This is a genomic window from Alteromonas macleodii ATCC 27126 (genome assembly GCF_000172635.2).
Lineage (GTDB): Bacteria > Pseudomonadota > Gammaproteobacteria > Enterobacterales > Alteromonadaceae > Alteromonas > Alteromonas macleodii.
Genome location: NC_018632.1, coordinates 2,717,199 through 2,734,218, shown reverse-complemented (window position 1 = coordinate 2,734,218; position 17,020 = coordinate 2,717,199). Strand labels below are relative to the sequence as shown.

At 45.1% G+C, this 17,020-nt stretch carries 12 protein-coding genes; 10 read left to right on the top strand and 2 right to left on the bottom strand.

The genetic code is table 11. The annotated features are described in order from the left end of the window. Window positions 1-9: 9 nt before the first annotated feature. The 8 genes from MASE_RS11655 to purF all read left to right on the top strand — a co-directional run bounded on the left by MASE_RS11655 (window position 10) and on the right by purF (window position 12,775). Entirely contained in the window at window positions 10-1,026 is a 1,017-nt protein-coding gene (locus MASE_RS11655) for an aspartate-semialdehyde dehydrogenase (RefSeq protein ID WP_014949948.1), read from the top strand. A 520-nt stretch (window positions 1,027-1,546) separates the two neighbouring features. After that, window positions 1,547-6,433, top strand: a complete 4,887-nt coding sequence (locus tag MASE_RS11650) for a FimV/HubP family polar landmark protein (RefSeq protein WP_014949947.1) — start codon at window positions 1,547-1,549, stop codon at window positions 6,431-6,433. A 204-nt stretch (window positions 6,434-6,637) separates the two neighbouring features. Next, window positions 6,638-7,429: a tRNA pseudouridine(38-40) synthase TruA gene (gene truA, locus MASE_RS11645; protein WP_014949946.1), complete on the top strand. Its 792-nt coding sequence runs from the start codon at window positions 6,638-6,640 to the stop codon at window positions 7,427-7,429. A gap of 309 nt (window positions 7,430-7,738) precedes the next feature. Continuing rightward, a complete protein-coding gene (accD, locus tag MASE_RS11640; RefSeq protein ID WP_014949945.1) occupies window positions 7,739-8,584 on the top strand; it encodes an acetyl-CoA carboxylase, carboxyltransferase subunit beta in 846 nt (281 codons plus the stop codon). Next, the gene (folC, locus tag MASE_RS11635) at window positions 8,584-9,915 is read left to right on the top strand and encodes a bifunctional tetrahydrofolate synthase/dihydrofolate synthase (protein WP_014949944.1); all 1,332 of its coding nucleotides are present in this window, start codon (window positions 8,584-8,586) and stop codon (window positions 9,913-9,915) included. The genes accD and folC overlap by 1 nt, the downstream gene beginning before the upstream one ends. A 46-nt stretch (window positions 9,916-9,961) precedes the next feature. Continuing rightward, a complete protein-coding gene (locus MASE_RS11630) occupies window positions 9,962-10,582 on the top strand; it encodes an SPOR domain-containing protein (RefSeq protein WP_014949943.1) in 621 nt (206 codons plus the stop codon). Between the two features lie 166 nt (window positions 10,583-10,748). Next, entirely contained in the window at window positions 10,749-11,237 is a 489-nt protein-coding gene (locus MASE_RS11625; RefSeq protein ID WP_014949942.1) for a CvpA family protein, read from the top strand. A 14-nt stretch (window positions 11,238-11,251) separates the two neighbouring features. Then, window positions 11,252-12,775, top strand: a complete 1,524-nt coding sequence (gene purF / locus MASE_RS11620) for an amidophosphoribosyltransferase (protein ID WP_014949941.1) — start codon at window positions 11,252-11,254, stop codon at window positions 12,773-12,775. Window positions 12,776-12,851: 76 nt separating this feature from the next. Here the strand turns inward: purF and MASE_RS11615 are convergent, their stop codons facing one another. Together MASE_RS11615 and miaE are read right to left on the bottom strand one after the other, a co-directional pair. After that, entirely contained in the window at window positions 12,852-13,451 is a 600-nt protein-coding gene (locus MASE_RS11615; protein ID WP_014949940.1) for a Yip1 family protein, read from the bottom strand. Window positions 13,452-13,667: 216 nt separating this feature from the next. Further along, window positions 13,668-14,444, bottom strand: coding sequence for a tRNA isopentenyl-2-thiomethyl-A-37 hydroxylase MiaE (gene miaE, locus MASE_RS11610; protein ID WP_014949939.1), 777 nt, complete (start codon window positions 14,442-14,444; stop codon window positions 13,668-13,670). A gap of 182 nt (window positions 14,445-14,626) precedes the next feature. Between miaE and MASE_RS11605 the strand changes: the two genes are divergently transcribed. Together MASE_RS11605 and MASE_RS11600 are read left to right on the top strand one after the other, a co-directional pair. Beyond that, complete coding sequence (locus MASE_RS11605; RefSeq protein ID WP_014949938.1) at window positions 14,627-15,214, top strand: acyl carrier protein phosphodiesterase; 588 nt, start codon at window positions 14,627-14,629, stop codon at window positions 15,212-15,214. Between the two features lie 150 nt (window positions 15,215-15,364). Continuing rightward, on the top strand, window positions 15,365-16,981 hold the full coding sequence (locus MASE_RS11600; protein WP_014949937.1) for a S10 family peptidase: 1,617 nt from the start codon (window positions 15,365-15,367) through the stop codon (window positions 16,979-16,981). Window positions 16,982-17,020 lie beyond the last annotated feature (39 nt).

The following is a 17,020-nucleotide window of genomic DNA, read 5'->3' as shown; positions in this document are numbered from 1 at the left end:
TAAAGCATTATGTCGCAAGCGTTTGACGTAGCGGTACTTGGCGCCACAGGTCTAGTGGGCCAAACCATGATTGAACTATTAGAAGAGCGAGACTTTCCGGTAAACCGTTTGTATCCGCTTGCCAGTAAACGTTCAGCAGGTAGTACCGTGTCGTTTAAAGGCGAAGACATTGAAGTATTAGATGCTGATGATTTCGACTGGTCATTAGTGCAATTTGGCTTTTTCTCAGCTGGAGGCAGCATTTCTGCAAAATTTGCTCCGATAGCGGCAGAGGAAGGCTGTATTGTTATCGACAATACTTCAGAGTTTCGTTACGAGCCAGATATCCCACTTGTGGTGCCAGAAGTTAACGCCCATGCACTGGCAGAGTTTCGCAATAGAAACATTATTGCGAACCCAAATTGCTCAACCATTCAAATGTTGGTTGCACTTAAACCTATTCAAGACGCTGTTGGTATTGACCGTATTAACGTGTGCACATACCAGTCAGTTTCTGGTGCAGGTAAAGAAGCCATGGAAGAACTGGCTAAACAAACCGCAGGTTTGCTAAACGCACGTGAAGTAAAGCCAGAGTCGTTTAGTCGCCAAATTGCCTTTAATGTCATACCTCAAATCGACGTATTCCAAGACAACGACTACACCAAAGAAGAAATGAAAATGCTGTGGGAAACCCAAAAAATCATGGGCGATCAAAGTATTTTGGTAAACGCGACGGCTGTGCGCGTGCCGGTTTTCTACGGACATGCTGAGGCCATTCACCTTGAAACGCGTTCGCCAATAGATGCGCAGCATGTTAAAGAGCTTTTAGCCGATGCGCCAGGCGTAACAGTTTACGACGGCAATGAGCAATTCCCAACGCAAGTAAGCAGTGCTAGCGGCAACGACATTGTGCATGTAGGGCGTATCAGGAATGATATTACTCATCCTTGTGGTTTAAATTTGTGGGTGGTGTCAGACAACATTCGCAAAGGTGCAGCGACAAACAGCATTCAAATTGCTGAAACACTCATTCGCGACTACTTGTAAGTATTCTACAGAGGTTCAGCCTCTGATTAATCGGATAAGCACAGGAAAAGGTAAACATTTTTCTGTGCTTGCCGATATGCAATGAAAGGGGCATTACCTGTTACAATTGATAAAAGCATTTAATGCATCAAAGCGGCAGTGTTCAACACGATAGAGTGAATGTATTTGAAGCAACGAAATGGCGGTTTTTAGCGAAAATTTGAGCATTAGAGCGCTTCAATACTACTGTCTAACTAGATCACCCTTAATAACTGGTTTATAGTTTGTAAAGTTAGGAATAGAACAACGTTAAAAACAATACTCAGTCAGACACTTAGGCGAAGGGTAAGAATTCTATAAAGCGCAAATAAATCTTACTGCTAAGTTCAAAAAGACTGTAAAACGCTGGCTTGATTATTAATGGTTTCAAGGTGGCTTAAGAATAAAAATAAAAGCCAATATTTTCTTCCGTACTGATTGGCTAGAAAATCCGCCCATACGTCTCGGGTGGTAAAGACGCTTGAGGGCATATAGGACTGCTATGAAATTGCATTTGACGGGCTTACTTTTACTAACACTTTGTTTGTCTGGCCCTATTATCACTGTTGATGCACAAGAACGCGCTACCTTCTTAAAAGGTCCCAAAGACGCAACTGATCAGTATTCGGGCCTAGAATACGGCCCTATCGACGCCAACGATACCCTATGGCGCATTGCTGAGCGCTATCGCCAAAACAATAACCTGAGCGTATATCAGGTTATGACCGCCATTTACGAGCTCAATCCAAACGCATTTGAAAACGGCAATTTAAATTTATTAGTTGATGGTGCGGTATTAAAGCTACCATCAGAGCGCTATATTGCCAGAATTGATAAGCAAAAAGCCCAGATGCGCGCTGAGCAGGATGATAGAGCATTTGCTGAATTGCTTAATAAGCCCGGCAGTAGCGTAAGAAATATCAAGCCTGCATCGCCTTTAGTCAATCAACAAGACTTAACTCAAACCCAAACTGATATTGAGCAGAAAATCACTCGCTTGGATCAGGAGCAAACCCGACAATTCGACGAACTGCGTATGCAGTTTGCAGCCTCATTGGAAAATGTTGAAGCAATTCTTAACGAAAACAGACGCTTGTACGAGCGTGTTGAGGCCGTTAATGGCGAACTAGAAACCTTGCGTGGGCAAGTCGAAGGAGATGTTAAGAGCCAGCTAGATATGCAAGTGGCGCTTCAGCAAGAATTGCTCGACATGATCAAGGCCGAGCAAGCGCAGCGCGAAGCAGAAAAGCAGTCTTCGTTTTTAAGCGCACTTACCAGCCCACTCAGTCTAATCATAGGCTCTGCAATTCTGTCACTATTGTTAGTTGGTGGTCTTATCATGTGGCTGCTAAAACGTAATAGTAAGCCTGACGAAGCGCCTGCGGCTGGACCTACGATTACAGCCGATAACGATGAAGTGCCGGTACCTGATTCTGACATTGGCGATCTTTCAAGTGCACTGGTCCCTGACTTTGATGATAAAGCAGAGTTGTCAGATGATGACTTGTTCAATGACGACGACCTACTTGATGACGTACTTACCTCAGATTTAGAAGAAAGCCTAGATGACGAACTAGAAACCTTCGCTGACCTTGAAGACGACATGTTGGTGCCAGACGATGGCAGTGATGACTTGTTTGAAGCTGGCGATGATGAGCTTGATCAAAGTGAACTAGATAGTCTGTTTGATGACGATGACCTGTCAGATAAAGTATTAAACGAAAACGACACTGACGACCTTGAAGGCTTCGACCTGTCAGGGGATGACGACATCTTTGATGAAGATGCTGCCGATGAAAGCGATCCAAAGACGGAAGTTGCTGACGAGGCGGCCTCGACAGATGACGATGATTTTGACATTGATGACTTGCTTGATGATGTACAAAGCCAAGACGCGGCAGAACTTGAGAGTGATGAGCTAGATGAGTCGGGCGACATAGACCCTGACGACATACTGGCTGAGGTCAACGGAACCGCTGAATCTGACAATGTTGATGAAGACGATATCGACGCGTTGCTTGCCAGCTCAGTTGATGACTTATCTGACGCTGACGAAGAAACAGAAAGTGTTTCTTCTTTGCCAAGCGTAGAAGATGAGGACGATAAGCCTGAAATCAGTATTGACGATTTGCTAGAAGAGCACGGCGTTGATGCAGGTCTTACTGATGAGCTAGACAGCAATGACGACCTTATCAATGAGGATATGCTGAGCAAGCTCGACGACGAGATTAATCAGCAAAATAAAGAAATTGATAAAATCACCGACGATTTGTTAAATGAAATTGAGCAAATCGAAATGATGGGTGGCCTAGGTGAAGAAGATGACGAAGACGAGGATGACCTTGAGGAAGAAATAACAACATCTTCGCCGTCGCCGCAGTCTATTCAGAGTCTTGATGCCATTACCGACGATTTAGACGAAATAGTCACGGACGAAATCGAAACTAACGCGGACTTCAGTGACCCTCTTTCCGATGAGCTTATTGCTGAACTACAGGCGGAAGATGAGCTTGCTGAAGAGCCTTCAGCGGATCAAATGCCCTCAGCGGATCAAATGCCTTCAGCGGATCAACTGCCCTTAGCTGATGAAGAGCTCGATGAAAGCGCTTCTAGCGATTTACCTACTCAATCCGATGAGGAAGGTGATTTTGACGATCCGTTTACTGATGAACTACTTGCAGAGCTTGAAGCAGAGTTGGATAGCGAGCCTGAAGTTAGTCCTGAAGCTCACGATGAAGACGTAGACCTTGAAACGCCTGAAAGCGATGAAGAAGGTGCTAGCGAAGATGATTTTAGCGACCCGCTAACTGATGAGTTACTTGCTGAACTAGAAGCTGAAGAATCTAAAAGCAGTGAAGATGTAGATTTGCTGACAGACGAGCTACTTTCTGAGCTTGAGTCTGAAATAGAACCTGATGATGAAACAGATGCAGAGTTCGAACCTGAAGCTTTGAGCGAGTCAGAAGCAGAAGCTGAGCGAGAAGCTGACTTTGAAGATGAAGTAGAACTTGAGACGGAAGCCGAAGGTGAACCGCAGTCAGAACTAGAATCAGAGCTTGGCACTGAAGTAGAAGCAGAGCAAGATGCTGAGATTGAGCCTGAACTAGAAGCGGAACTTGAGTCTGAGCCGGAGCCGGAATCAGAGCTAGAATTTGAAGCTGATTCTGAATCTGAATTCGAACAGGATTTCGATTCTGAAACAGAACTAGACCAAGAAGCAGAAGAAAAAGCTGAGCCTGAAGCCGCCTCGGAAGATGCAGTAGAGTTAGAGACGGAAGCCCAGGATAAAACGGAGTCAGAACTAGATTCAGAGCCGGAGTTTGGCACTGAGGTAGAAGCAGAACAAGACGCTGATATTGAGCCTGAACTAGAAACAGAACTTGAGTCTGAACCAGCGACGGAGTCAGAGCTTGAATTTGAAGCTGAGCCTGAGCTTGAATCTGAATTCGAACAGGATTTCGATTCTGAAACAGAACAAGACCAGGAACCAGAAGAAAAAGCTGAACGTGAAGCTGAACTTAAAGCCGACTCGGAAGATGAAATAGAGTTAGAGACGGAAGCCGAGGGTAAAACGGAGTCAAAACTAGATTCAGAGCCGGAGTTTGGCACTGAGGTAGAAGCAGAACAAGACGCTGATATTGAGCCTGAACTAGAAACAGAACTTGAGTCTGAACCAGCGACGGAGTCAGAGCTTGAATTTGAAGCTGAGCCTGAGCTTGAATCTGAATTAGAACAGGATATCGATTCTGAAACAGAACAAGACCAAGAACCAGAAGAAAAAGTTGAACCTGAAACTGAAGCTGAACCTGAAGCCGACTTGGAAGATGAAGTAGAGCTAGAGGCGGAAGCCGAAGGTGAACCAGAGTTTGACACTGAAGTAGATGCAGAACAAGACGCTGAGCTTGAGCCAGAATTAGAGGCGGAACTTGAATCTGAGCCAGAGCCAGAATCAGAGCTAGAATTCGAAGCTGAGCCTGAAGCCGACTCGGAAGATGAAGTAGAGCTAGAAACGGAAGCCGAGGCAGAACTACAGCCAGAAACAGACGTAGAGCCAGAGCTCGACGCTGTCGATGAAGACGCTGAAGAAAAGGCAGGGCAAACGTCAGACGATCCACTAGATGACGCTATTGAGGCGTTTGAAAGACAGATGATGGATGATATTCCTTCGTTCAGTCAGATGGATACGGAAGAGCCATTAGCGCAGGAAAAGCCATCAGCGCCAGCGGAAGATGCTTCAGCAGAAGACAGTGATGAATACGACGACAGCCTGTTAAACGCTGCGTATGACGAAGTAGAAAGCTTTGAATTAGAGCAAGAAATTGACGGTGTAGTAGACGGTGAAGATGAAGGTGACGAAATATCATCAGAATCTAGTGCTGCTGAAGAATCGAGTTCACCTGAAGAAACTGATTTAAACCAAAGCGATTCAGATAAGAACAGCGAAGAAGACTTTAACGAACTTGACGATGTTCCTGGCCTTGACGACTGGCTGTCTGCTTCCGATGACGACGATCATGTAGACGACAACGAGATTCTTGACGATCTTGACAGTGCTGAGTTCGATGAGCTTCTTCAAAGTCTTGAGTCAGACGCTATTGTTGATACAAGTGATGTCGACACCAGTGAAATTGAAAGTGATGACGACGGTCAGGATCCAGAAGCATCTTCAGCAGAGAGTGAAGATACTTTCGAACTTGAGCAGGAAGATGATGAAGCCACATTCGAGTTAGAAGGGAGTGACGACAACCTTGGATTCGACGAAAGCGATGATACGTTTGAACTAGACGAAGAAGATGAAACCTTTGAGCTAGACGAAGATGGTGCTTTTGAGTCTGAGCAAGAAGGCGACGAAGATACTTTCGCCCTTGAAGAAGATGATTCGGAACTTGCATTAGACGACCTTGAAATTCCAGATGATGTGGAATTGGATATTGCCACGCCAACTGAAATTGAAGAGGACGAACAAGAGGCTCAATCCGTTGAGACTGAAAAGGCTCAAGAGGATGATCTTAAACTCGATAACCCTGATTTAGATCTTGCCGCCTTACTTAGTGATGTCGATGGTGAAAGTGACGCGCAAACGCCACCAGAAGACTTCCTCGATGTGGAGGCTTTAATGGACGATGGCGATGATGCAGATGCTATTGACCCGGATAGCCAAGCGCTAGATCTTGATGTAAGTTTATCTGACTTCACAGGTGTATCTGATGAAGATACGGTGATTGATATAGATAAAGACGCAGGGCAAAACGCTAACTTGGATTTGGCTCGTGCCTATATTGAAATGGACGATGTGGACGCTGCAAAAGAGTTACTTGAAGAAGTGATGAAAGAGGGTAGCGAAGAGCAAAAACAGGAAGCCGCATCGATTTTAGCGAATATTGCTTAAGTAGTTTGCTCTTATGCGCATAACCGCGCTCTCGTTTGAGATTTTGGACGGCCAGTATATTTACAAGATATACAGGCCGTTTTTGTTTTAGGTGATGTACATTTATTTTCTATGACCTAAAAGAGTTTTGCGTATTAGCGCCATTGCATGTTGCAAGCGACATGACTACACTTAGCGCCTTTTCAGAAACGGGGTAATACAGATATGGGGCGAATTGCCTTAGGGATTGAATACGACGGTGCTGCTGTATACGGATGGCAACGCCAGCGTGAAGTACCAAGTGTTCAGGAACATCTTGAAAAGGCACTATCGACAGTAGCCAACGAACCCATTGAAGTGCAGTGCGCTGGACGTACCGATGCTGGTGTACATGCTACTGGGCAAGTGGTTCACTTTAACTGTGATGCACCACGCTCAGAGCGCGCTTGGACACTCGGCGTAAATGCGAATCTGCCTAACTCTGTTGCTGTTACCTGGGCAAAGAACGTCAGCGATGACTTCCATGCACGTTTTTCTGCTACCCATCGCCGCTATCGTTACGTTATTCATAATGCGAAAATGCGTCCTGCTATTCTCCATTCCGGTGTTACCCATATTCACCGCGAATTAGACGAGAAAAAAATGCATGTTGCCGCACAAGCATTGCTAGGCGAACAAGATTTTACCTCTTTTCGCGCAGCGTTGTGCCAAAGTAAAACACCATTTCGCAACGTTACTGACGTAAGCGTATATCGCCAAGGGCGATACGTTATTATCGATATTCGCGCCAATGCTTTCTTGCACCATATGGTTCGCAATATCACGGGCGCGCTAGTTGAGATTGGGGCAGGGGAGCAAGACGTAAATTGGATAGCTCACTTGTTAAGCCTGAAAGACAGAAGTAAATCTGCAGCCACGGCGAAGCCAAATGGGTTGTACTTGGTCGATGTCACATACCCAGACGAGCACGGTTTGCCTAAGCCGCCTTTAGGGCCGCTATTCCTTCCAGAAGCCTAATCTATCTACCTTCGCCTTTAAATTTTTCAATCTGAGTTAGCTGCACATCGGCTAGCAGTTAACTCAGGTTGTATTGAAGCGTGTATCTTCAAATCATCCCTTGCCAACTTCTAAGACCAGTTTTGTTTTTTCCATTTCGTTGTATTGTGGTCTAATAGCGCGCTATATTAGGTAGCTGTTCTATTGTGTTACGTATTTTTTCTTTGTAATACAGTATGAAACTTAAAAAATTAATGTGTTGTTGACCACAAGTATGAACAAACATCAATCGTCATGGTCGGCAAACAAAAAACAAAGGATTCAATTTCCATGAGCTGGATTCAAAAAATTCTTCCTCGCACGCAAACATCAACCAAAGGTAACGTACCAGAAGGTATCTGGACGAAGTGTGGTTCATGCCAAGCTGTGCTATATAAGAGCGAACTGGAAAAACTTCAGGAAGTTTGCCCTAAATGTGACCATCACATGCGTATTACGGCACGCCGCCGTATCGATGCGTTCCTAGACGATGGCGATCGCGTTGAGTTAGGTGCAGAGCACGAGCCACAAGACGTACTTAAATTCAAAGACTCTAAGCGTTATAAAGACCGTATTGTTGCTGCACAGAAGGCAACAAACGAAAAAGACGCACTAGTGGTAATGCAGGGCAAGCTAAAAGGTATGCCGGTAGTGGTTGCGTGTTTTGAGTTTGCGTTTATGGGCGGCTCAATGGCATCGGTTGTAGGGGCTCGCTTCGTTGCTGCTGTTAATGCATGCTTAGAAAACGATATGCCGCTTATTTGCTTTAGTGCTAGTGGCGGTGCGCGTATGCAAGAAGCACTGATGTCGCTAATGCAAATGGCTAAAACATCTGCAGCGCTTGCCAAAATGAGTAAGAAAGGCCTGCCTTATATCAGTGTACTTACAGACCCTACAATGGGTGGTGTATCTGCAAGTTTGGCAATGCTTGGTGACGTAAACGTAGCCGAGCCAAAAGCGCTTATCGGCTTCGCGGGCCCTCGTGTAATCGAACAAACAGTAAGAGAAAAGCTGCCTGAAGGTTTCCAACGCAGTGAATTCCTTGTTGAAAAAGGTGCAATTGATATGATTGTTGACCGCAGAGATATGCGTGATAGATTACACAGCCTGTTGGTAAAGTTGCATTATAAGAATTAGTGAATAACGAAAACAATCTAAATACTGGCTCAGCGCCACACGCAGAAAACGCCTCAGCGTCTTCACCTTCGCAAAAAAGCCTGAGCCAGTGGTTATCCTACCTAGAATCTATTCATCCTAGCGCCATCGATATGGGGCTAGACAGAGTGAAAGAAGTGGCCAATGCCATGGCACTCTCACTCAGCCAGTCTTTGGTTATTACTGTAGCAGGCACAAACGGTAAAGGCACAACGTGCCGCTTACTTGAGCAGGCCATGCTTTCGCAAGGCAAAAGTGTTGCGGTATACAGTTCACCCCATTTAACCGACTATCGTGAACGCGTGCGTTACAACGGCGAATTACCGCCTGCCGATGAATTTGTAAATGCATTTGAGTTTGTTGAGAGCGCGCGAAAAGACACGGGTGGCGAACCTATTACTCTAACTTACTTTGAGTTCGGTACACTGGCTGCCATGAAAATGATGCAGTCATGGGCTGTTGATGTGGTCATTCTTGAAGTAGGCCTAGGCGGACGTTTGGATGCCACCAACATTGTTGATCCCGACCTTGCTGTTATTACAACTATCGATCTTGACCATCAAGATTGGCTTGGCAATACCCGTGAAAAAATTGCTCGGGAAAAAGCGGGCATTATGCGCAAAAACGGCAATGCAGTAGTTGGTGAGCTGTTTCCTCCATCATCGCTTTACGATGTGGCTAACGAGCTACAAGCTAACGTACGTTGGGCTACACAAGATTTCGAAACAGTGGTAGCAAGTGATTACAGTGAGTGGAGCTGGAGAGGGAAGAGCAATAGTTATACGTCGCTACCTTATCCTAAAATTCCACTTCAAAATGCGAGTACTGCGTTGGCCGCGCTAGAACTTTTAGACTTGCTGCCCGAAGAACATGTGGTTAGAGATATTATTGAAAATACCACCATGCCCGGGCGTCAGCAGACTATTAGTGAATCACCCCTCGTAGTTGTTGACGTTGCCCATAATCCACAAGCGACGACAGCTATGCAAGATTGGCTAAACCGTTACGATGTAAGCCAAATGCGCGTTGTGGTGGGCATGCTAAAAGATAAGTCTATTGCAGAGACCTTAGCGCCACTGGCGACACTTAATGCCAAGTGGTACGTAGCGTCAACGAGTGGTCCTCGGGGCTGCAAGGCAGAAGTACTTGAAAATGCACTTGTTAATGCCGGCACAACCATAGAGAATATAGACACGTTTCAGGACGTGACCTCGGCATATCAGCGCGCGCTTGCAGATTATCAAACTGGTGAACTTATTCTCGTTTTTGGTTCTTTTGTTACCGTAGCAGACGTGCTTGCTGAGCAAAACTAACACGCGCATTGTAGAGTAAAACCGTGTATTCAAGCAGGAGAGCACAGTGACATCGGCATTAAAGAATAGACTGGTGGGGACAATTATTGTTGTCGCCCTAGCGGTAATCTTTTTACCAGACTTTCTTGATGGCAAAAAGCAAACAAACAGAGAACCTTTTGTCTCTGTACCTGCTAATCCGCCTAAAAAGCCCATCGTAGAGCCAGAATCTTTTCCATCAGAGCGCGTGGCGAAAGCTGCGGTGCCAGCGGTTGAAATTCAAGATGAAACGGCATTAGATGATGATCTGGATTCTTCTGGCGCAGGGGAAAGTGGTCGTGCAGGTGAAGCCACTACCGCAAAAGCGCCAGCGGTGAAAACCTTTGAAGAAGAGGACAATCTAGCAAGCCAAACGGTGGTTAATACAAAAAGTGCCGCAGACGATGACGCTGGTTGGGTTATTCAACTTGGTAGCTTCCGCCACGAGAAAAACGTAAAAGCGCTGTTAGCTAAGCTAGAAAAGGCTGGATATCGTGCGTTTAGTCGCAAAATTCAGACCAGTTCTGGCCCGCTTAATAAAGTTTTCGTTGGCCCGGATTTAGACAAGAAGAAACTGGAATCGGCACTACCGCATTTAAAAGAGCTGACGAGCCTTAAAGGTAAGGTCACTACGTTCAAAGTTGAATAGTGCGCATTGTTCTTGGTGCTAATCGAATTCGAATTAAGCACGGACAGAGCAACAGGGATTGGTATTACAGACTAGTAATATTTTTATCTTCTGTTAGAATGCGCGCCATCTCGCCAAAGGCTCGTTGCTTTACGATAAAAAGCAACATCAACGCAATAAAGAGACGATGAACTGGGTAGACTTTTCCATACTGGGTATCATTGCGGTATCTACCTTAATAAGCCTGATCAGAGGGTTTGTTAAAGAAGCCATCTCGTTAGTGGTATGGTTTGCTGCACTCTTTATTTCAAGCAATTTCTACGCTGACCTCGCCGTTTACTTCACAGCCATTGACGATCCTTACTTAAAAAACGGTGCTGCAATTGCAGCATTGTTTGTCACCACGCTCATTCTTGGCGGCATGATCAATTACGTGATTAGCCAATTGGTTCAGGCAACTGGGCTGTCTGGAACAGATAGGGCCCTCGGTATAGTTTTTGGCGCACTGCGTGGCGTGCTTATAGTTAGCGCATTGCTCTTTTTTATGGATACCTTTACTGGTGCAGCTTCCTCAGATTGGTGGCAAGCATCGGTACTCATTCCAGAGTTTGGTGTCATCATTGAGTGGTTTTTCAGCTATGTGAAAGACTCCTCCAGTTTCTTAAATCCCGCTTGAAATAGGTAACGCACATGTGTGGTATAGTCGGAATAGTTGGTAAAACGCCCGTAGCTCAGTCACTGTACGACGGTCTAACGGTTATTCAACACCGTGGACAGGATGCCGCAGGCATAATGACTATCGACCAAAATATGTTTAATTTGCGTAAGGCAAATGGTTTGGTTCGAGATGTTTTCCATACGCGTCATATGAAGAGGCTGTCTGGCAACATGGGTATTGGCCATGTTCGCTATCCTACCGCGGGTACATCAAGCTCTGCAGAGGCGCAACCGTTTTATGTGAACTCGCCGTTTGGTATTGCCTTTGCTCATAACGGCAACCTCACCAACGCCCATGAGCTACAGGAAGAAGTATTCCGCATTGCACGCCGCCACATCAACACCACCTCAGATTCAGAATTATTGCTTAACATTCTTGCGCATGAACTGCAGCAGGTAGCAGGTTTAAGCGTAAGTGCCGAACACATTTTTGAAGTGGTAACGAAAGTTCATAAGAAAATTCGTGGTGCCTACGCAGTTGTTGCGGCCATCATCGGCCAAGGTATTGTAGCGTTTCGCGACCCGCACGGTATTCGTCCTCTAGCACTCGGTAAGCGTATGAGCGAGCTGGGTGAGGAATGGATGGTGGCATCTGAAAGCGTGGCGCTTGATGCTGTTGGCTTCCAGTTTGTACGCGATGTAATGCCAGGTGAAGCGGTATTCATTACCGAAGAGGGTCAACTGCACACCAGACAGTGTGCCGAGAATCCAGTAACCTCTCCGTGTATCTTTGAGTTTGTTTATTTTGCTCGCCCAGATAGCTTCATAGATGGCATTTCAGTTTATGCATCGCGTGTAAACATGGGCCGTAAGCTAGGTGAAAAAATTAAGCGCGAATGGGCAGATCTGGATATCGACGTGGTTATTCCTATTCCTGAAACGTCGATGGATGTGGCGCTTCAAATCGCAAACACACTGGATTTGCCATATCGCCAAGGCTTCGTTAAAAACCGCTACATTGGACGTACTTTCATTATGCCTGGCCAAACCATGCGTAAAAAATCAGTACGCCGTAAGCTAAACGCAATCTCATCTGAGTTTAAAGGTAAGAGTGTACTGCTTGTCGATGACTCTATCGTGCGCGGTACTACATCGGGTCAAATCATTGAGATGGCGCGTGAGTCAGGTGCGAAGAAAGTATACTTTGCGTCAGCTGCTCCAGAAATTCGTTTCCCAAATGTGTATGGTATTGATATGCCATCGGCAAACGAACTGATTGCTTATGGTCGTGAAATAGATCAAATTGCAGAGCTTATCCAAGCAGATGGCCTTATCTTCCAAGACATTTCTGACTTAGTAGATGCCGTTCGCGAAGAGAACGAAACCATTCAGCGTTTTGAAACGTCTGTTTTTGATGGTAACTATATTACTGCGGATATCGACCAAGAGTACCTTGAGCGAATTGATATGTCGCGCGGTGAAGCGTCAAGAAAAGCGCCAGTGGTGCAAGCAGAGCTTAGCAACCTTGATGTGCATAATATTGATGCCGCTGATTAATGTAAGACGCTCTTTGATATAACAAAAAGCCGCTTTTTAAAGCGGCTTTTTTAATGCTTTATTTCAATGAAAGAGGCTAGTGAACAAATACTGGCCCGCCAGACAGTCCCCACACCAAAACTGAACCTGTCATTAGAATAACGAGCAATACTAGCCCACATGTCACTACCGAGCTTGAGTAAATGAACCCTTTATCTTCTGGCATATGCATCAAAATTGGCACGCCAGAGTAGAGCAGGTATACCGAATAGCTAATACCGACTAACAGCGCCGTCATCACTACCCAGAGTTCTGGGTAAAGACCTGCGAAGCCCACCATAAACAACGGTGTAGCCGTGTAGGCCGCAAGTTCCAGCGACTGCGTATAAGTTGGCGTCGCATCAAACGCTTTAGCCAACTCATGAATAAGTACAGCCAATGCGACTACGCCTGCAATCAAGCCAAAATACATGCCTATACCCATCATAATGGCGGTATTTTCGCTAAGGCGAATTATGTCACCTGCGCCGATACTCCAGCCAGTATGGGCACTGGAATAATAGGCCACGAGTGATGGAATGAGAGATATAAAAGCGATATGGGTAAGCGCGTAAAAATAGGTTTCGTGTTTGGTATCAATGGTTTGCCACTCTTCTTTTGGATGAGTGTAAATACCAATTAAATGATTCAAAATCATAAAGTCCTGCCTTGTTCACCAACGTTATTATTTTAAAAAATATTGTTGTGAGGCAGGGAGAACACACGGATTAACCGTAAAACCAAGGAAACACAAACACAGCGCAAAGCGCTAAACACTGCCGTTAACAATATGTTTACAAATTGAGTGTGCAGCAGAATGACTAAGCCGTCAACATAAATTGATTAATTTATAAACGGATGCAAAGCGTTAACTTTAGCGTGGTGCGCCTGAGTGGAAACGCAATTCGTCATCGTCGCTTTCAATCAATGATCTTTCAACGTTTCCGAAGTGGGCAACGCGCTCTGAAATATCAGTTTTAGCGATTTGCCCAGCCAGCGTTAGGTAGTCTTCAAAGTGTCTGGCCTCAGAGCGCAACAGCGACACATAGAACTTGCCTAAATCTTCGGAAACATACGGCGCAAGTTTGGCAAAGCGTTCACAGGAGCGCGCTTCAATGTAGGCACCACAAATGAGCTTGTCGACAAGCTTTTCAGGTTCGTAAGTGCGTACGTGACGCAACAAGCCATTGGCGTAACGACTGGATGTTACCGACTTATATTCAAACCCCAACTCGTGCATAATTTCTAGCACTTGGTAAAAATGATGAAGCTCTTCTTTAATTAGCATGACCATTTTATCAAGCATGTCTTTTTTAAAAGGGTCTAGCCCTTCAGTGTTAAATACATTTTTGGAAAGGTGCTTAGTATTAAGCGATTGCCAATCGCCTTCGTGGCGGTAAGTGAAGTCTTCGTAAGGTTTCAACCAGCCCAGCAATACCTTACTGGTTTCCTCATCGGCTACATAGCGGCGAAGTAGGTACATAGCCGACTGAGCCGCTTTAAGCTCGCAAATTAGGTGGTCAGTAAGGATAACGCGAAGGTTTTCCTCTTTCTGCGCTTCGTCTATCCACGACTGTGGCGTCTCGCAATGTAAAAAGGCATTGATTGGTGAAAGTAGAGACGTGACTTCAGAAGTGGAAATTACAGACATGTTGAAACTCAATTTTAAGTGCTACGGTTTTTCAGTTACATTTGAATTTGGCTGCTGCCAACGCTAGTTTCGGCAGTTTCGGTTTATAAAAGCACAAAATTCAGCGTATCTGAATTGAACCGCAATTTTACTTGATACCTACAAGCCCTTACAACTTAAAATAGAGGCCAATAAATTACAAAATGAATTATCTTGCCCATCTTTTCTTAGCCCGACCAACTGCCGATTCTCAATTCGGTAACCTACTCGGTGATTTCAGGCGGGGTGTTGATATTAAAGAGTTTGGACAAGCGGTACGGCTAGGTCTTAAAAACCACTATGAAGTCGATAGGTTCACCGACAGTCATACCAGCGTCTTAGCAGCAAAGGCGTTATTTCATAAAAGTCGTCGGCGCTTTGCACCTGTGGCGCTGGATATCTACTTCGATCACTTGCTAATTAAACATTGGGCGTCGTTTACAACACAGGGTTTTGACGAATTCAGGGAACAAAGTTTCGCATTGTTAGAACAGCGATTGCCCACTATGCCAAGAACGATGCAGCACAGTGTCGGGCATATGATAACCCATGACTGGTTTGAAGATTATGCTAAGGAAGAGGGCATTGCTAAGGCGATTACTGTGGTTGCTAAACGTATTCGTTTTCCCAACACGTTTCATCTTGCTGTGGATGATATTAATGCGAACAGAGACGAGATTGAAGCGAGATTCTTAACGTTTTTCCCTGAACTCATTACACACATAAAAATCAATGGCCCTGAGAATATTTGAAAGGCTTAACCGTGTTACAGAAATGTATCGAAGAAATTGGTCGTTTTGTCGTTCATTGCTAAGCTGTCATGTGAACAGCGATATAGTAAAGCGTGCAATACAAAGACAACACAAAAAAGATAAAATTAACGACACTCAAAGATAATAATGATGAATATTCAATCCTTAGTTAGAAATACATCGCCCGTATTATTAAGTCTGGGTAAAAATAAACACAAAGCGCAATCGCACGCGACCCTAGCATGGTTAACGGCAGCCTTAATTGCTTTTGTAAGCTTAACTACCAGTGCTTCAGCGCAAGAAGAAAGCGCATCTGCCCATGCTCGTTCAATAAAAATTGATAGCAGTGTAGTGACAGAGCACGAAACTAAAATCCTAGGCAAGCGCGTAAAGTACAGTGCTACCACGGGTACTCAACCGGTTTGGAACAGTAAAGACGAAGCGGTTGCCACTTTGTTTTACACTTACTATCAGCGCACTGACGTAAAAGAGAATACTGAGCGCCCGCTTATTATTTCTTTTAACGGTGGTCCAGGCTCTGCGTCAGTGTGGATGCATGTAGCCTACACAGGCCCTCGTATTCTTAATATTGACGATGAAGGCTATCCAGTTCAGCCCTATGGTGTTCAAACCAATCCTTACTCCATTTTGGATGTGGCTGACATTGTGTTTGTTAACCCAGTGAATACAGGGTACAGCCGCGTGCTGCCTAAAGCTGACGGCAGCATGCCATCGCAAGATGAACAGCAGAAAATGTTCTTTGGTGTAAATGCCGATATTAGCTATTTGGCAGACTGGGTGAATACTTTTGTAACGCGTAATAATCGCTGGCGTTCACCTAAATATCTTATCGGTGAAAGTTACGGCACGACGCGTGTGTCAGGATTAGCATTAGAGCTTCAAAATCGCCAATGGATGTACTTAAACGGCGTTGTGCTTGTATCGCCAACCGATATTGGTATAGAGCGCAACGGGCCGGTAAAAGCCGCTAATCGACTGCCTTATTTTGCTGCCGCGGCGTGGTATCACAATAAGCTTGAACCCGCGTTGCAAAACAAAGATCTTACTGAGCTATTGCCTGAAGTTGAAGACTTCACCATCAATACGCTTATTCCTGCTCTGGCCAAAGGTGGCTTCATTGGTGAAACGGAAAAGCGAGATGTGTTAACGCAAATGGCACGCTATTCTGGGTTAAGTGAAGCGTCTATTGCGCAAAACAACTTAGACGTGAGCACTGCATTTTTCTGGAAAGACTTACTGCGCGACGAAGGGAAGACGCTAGGTCGTTTAGACAGCCGCTATTTGGGTATAGATGCTAAGCAAAGCGGCGACCGCCCTGACTATTGGGCTGAGCTAACATCATGGCTTCATTCGTTCACGCCCGCTATTAATTACTATTTGCGTGAAGAGTTAAACTACAAAACTGATATTAAGTACAACATGTTTGGAAACGTGCACCCGTGGGATAGAAGCAATAATCAATCGGGTGAGAACTTGCGATTAGCCATGGCGCAAAACCCGTATCTGAATGTGATGATTCAAGCTGGCTATTACGACGGCGCAACGAACTACTTTGATGCCAAGTATACGATGTGGCAGCTCGATCAAAGTGGCAATTTAAAAGACCGTTTGAGCTTTAAGGGATATCGCAGCGGCCACATGATGTATCTGCGTCGCGACGACTTAAAACAGTCCAACCAAGACCTACGCGAGTTTATTAAAATGAGCACACCAGGCAAAGGCATACCTGCTGAATACAAGCGATAGTACGTCTGAAAATCTAAAGACAAGGATGTCAGGTTTTTT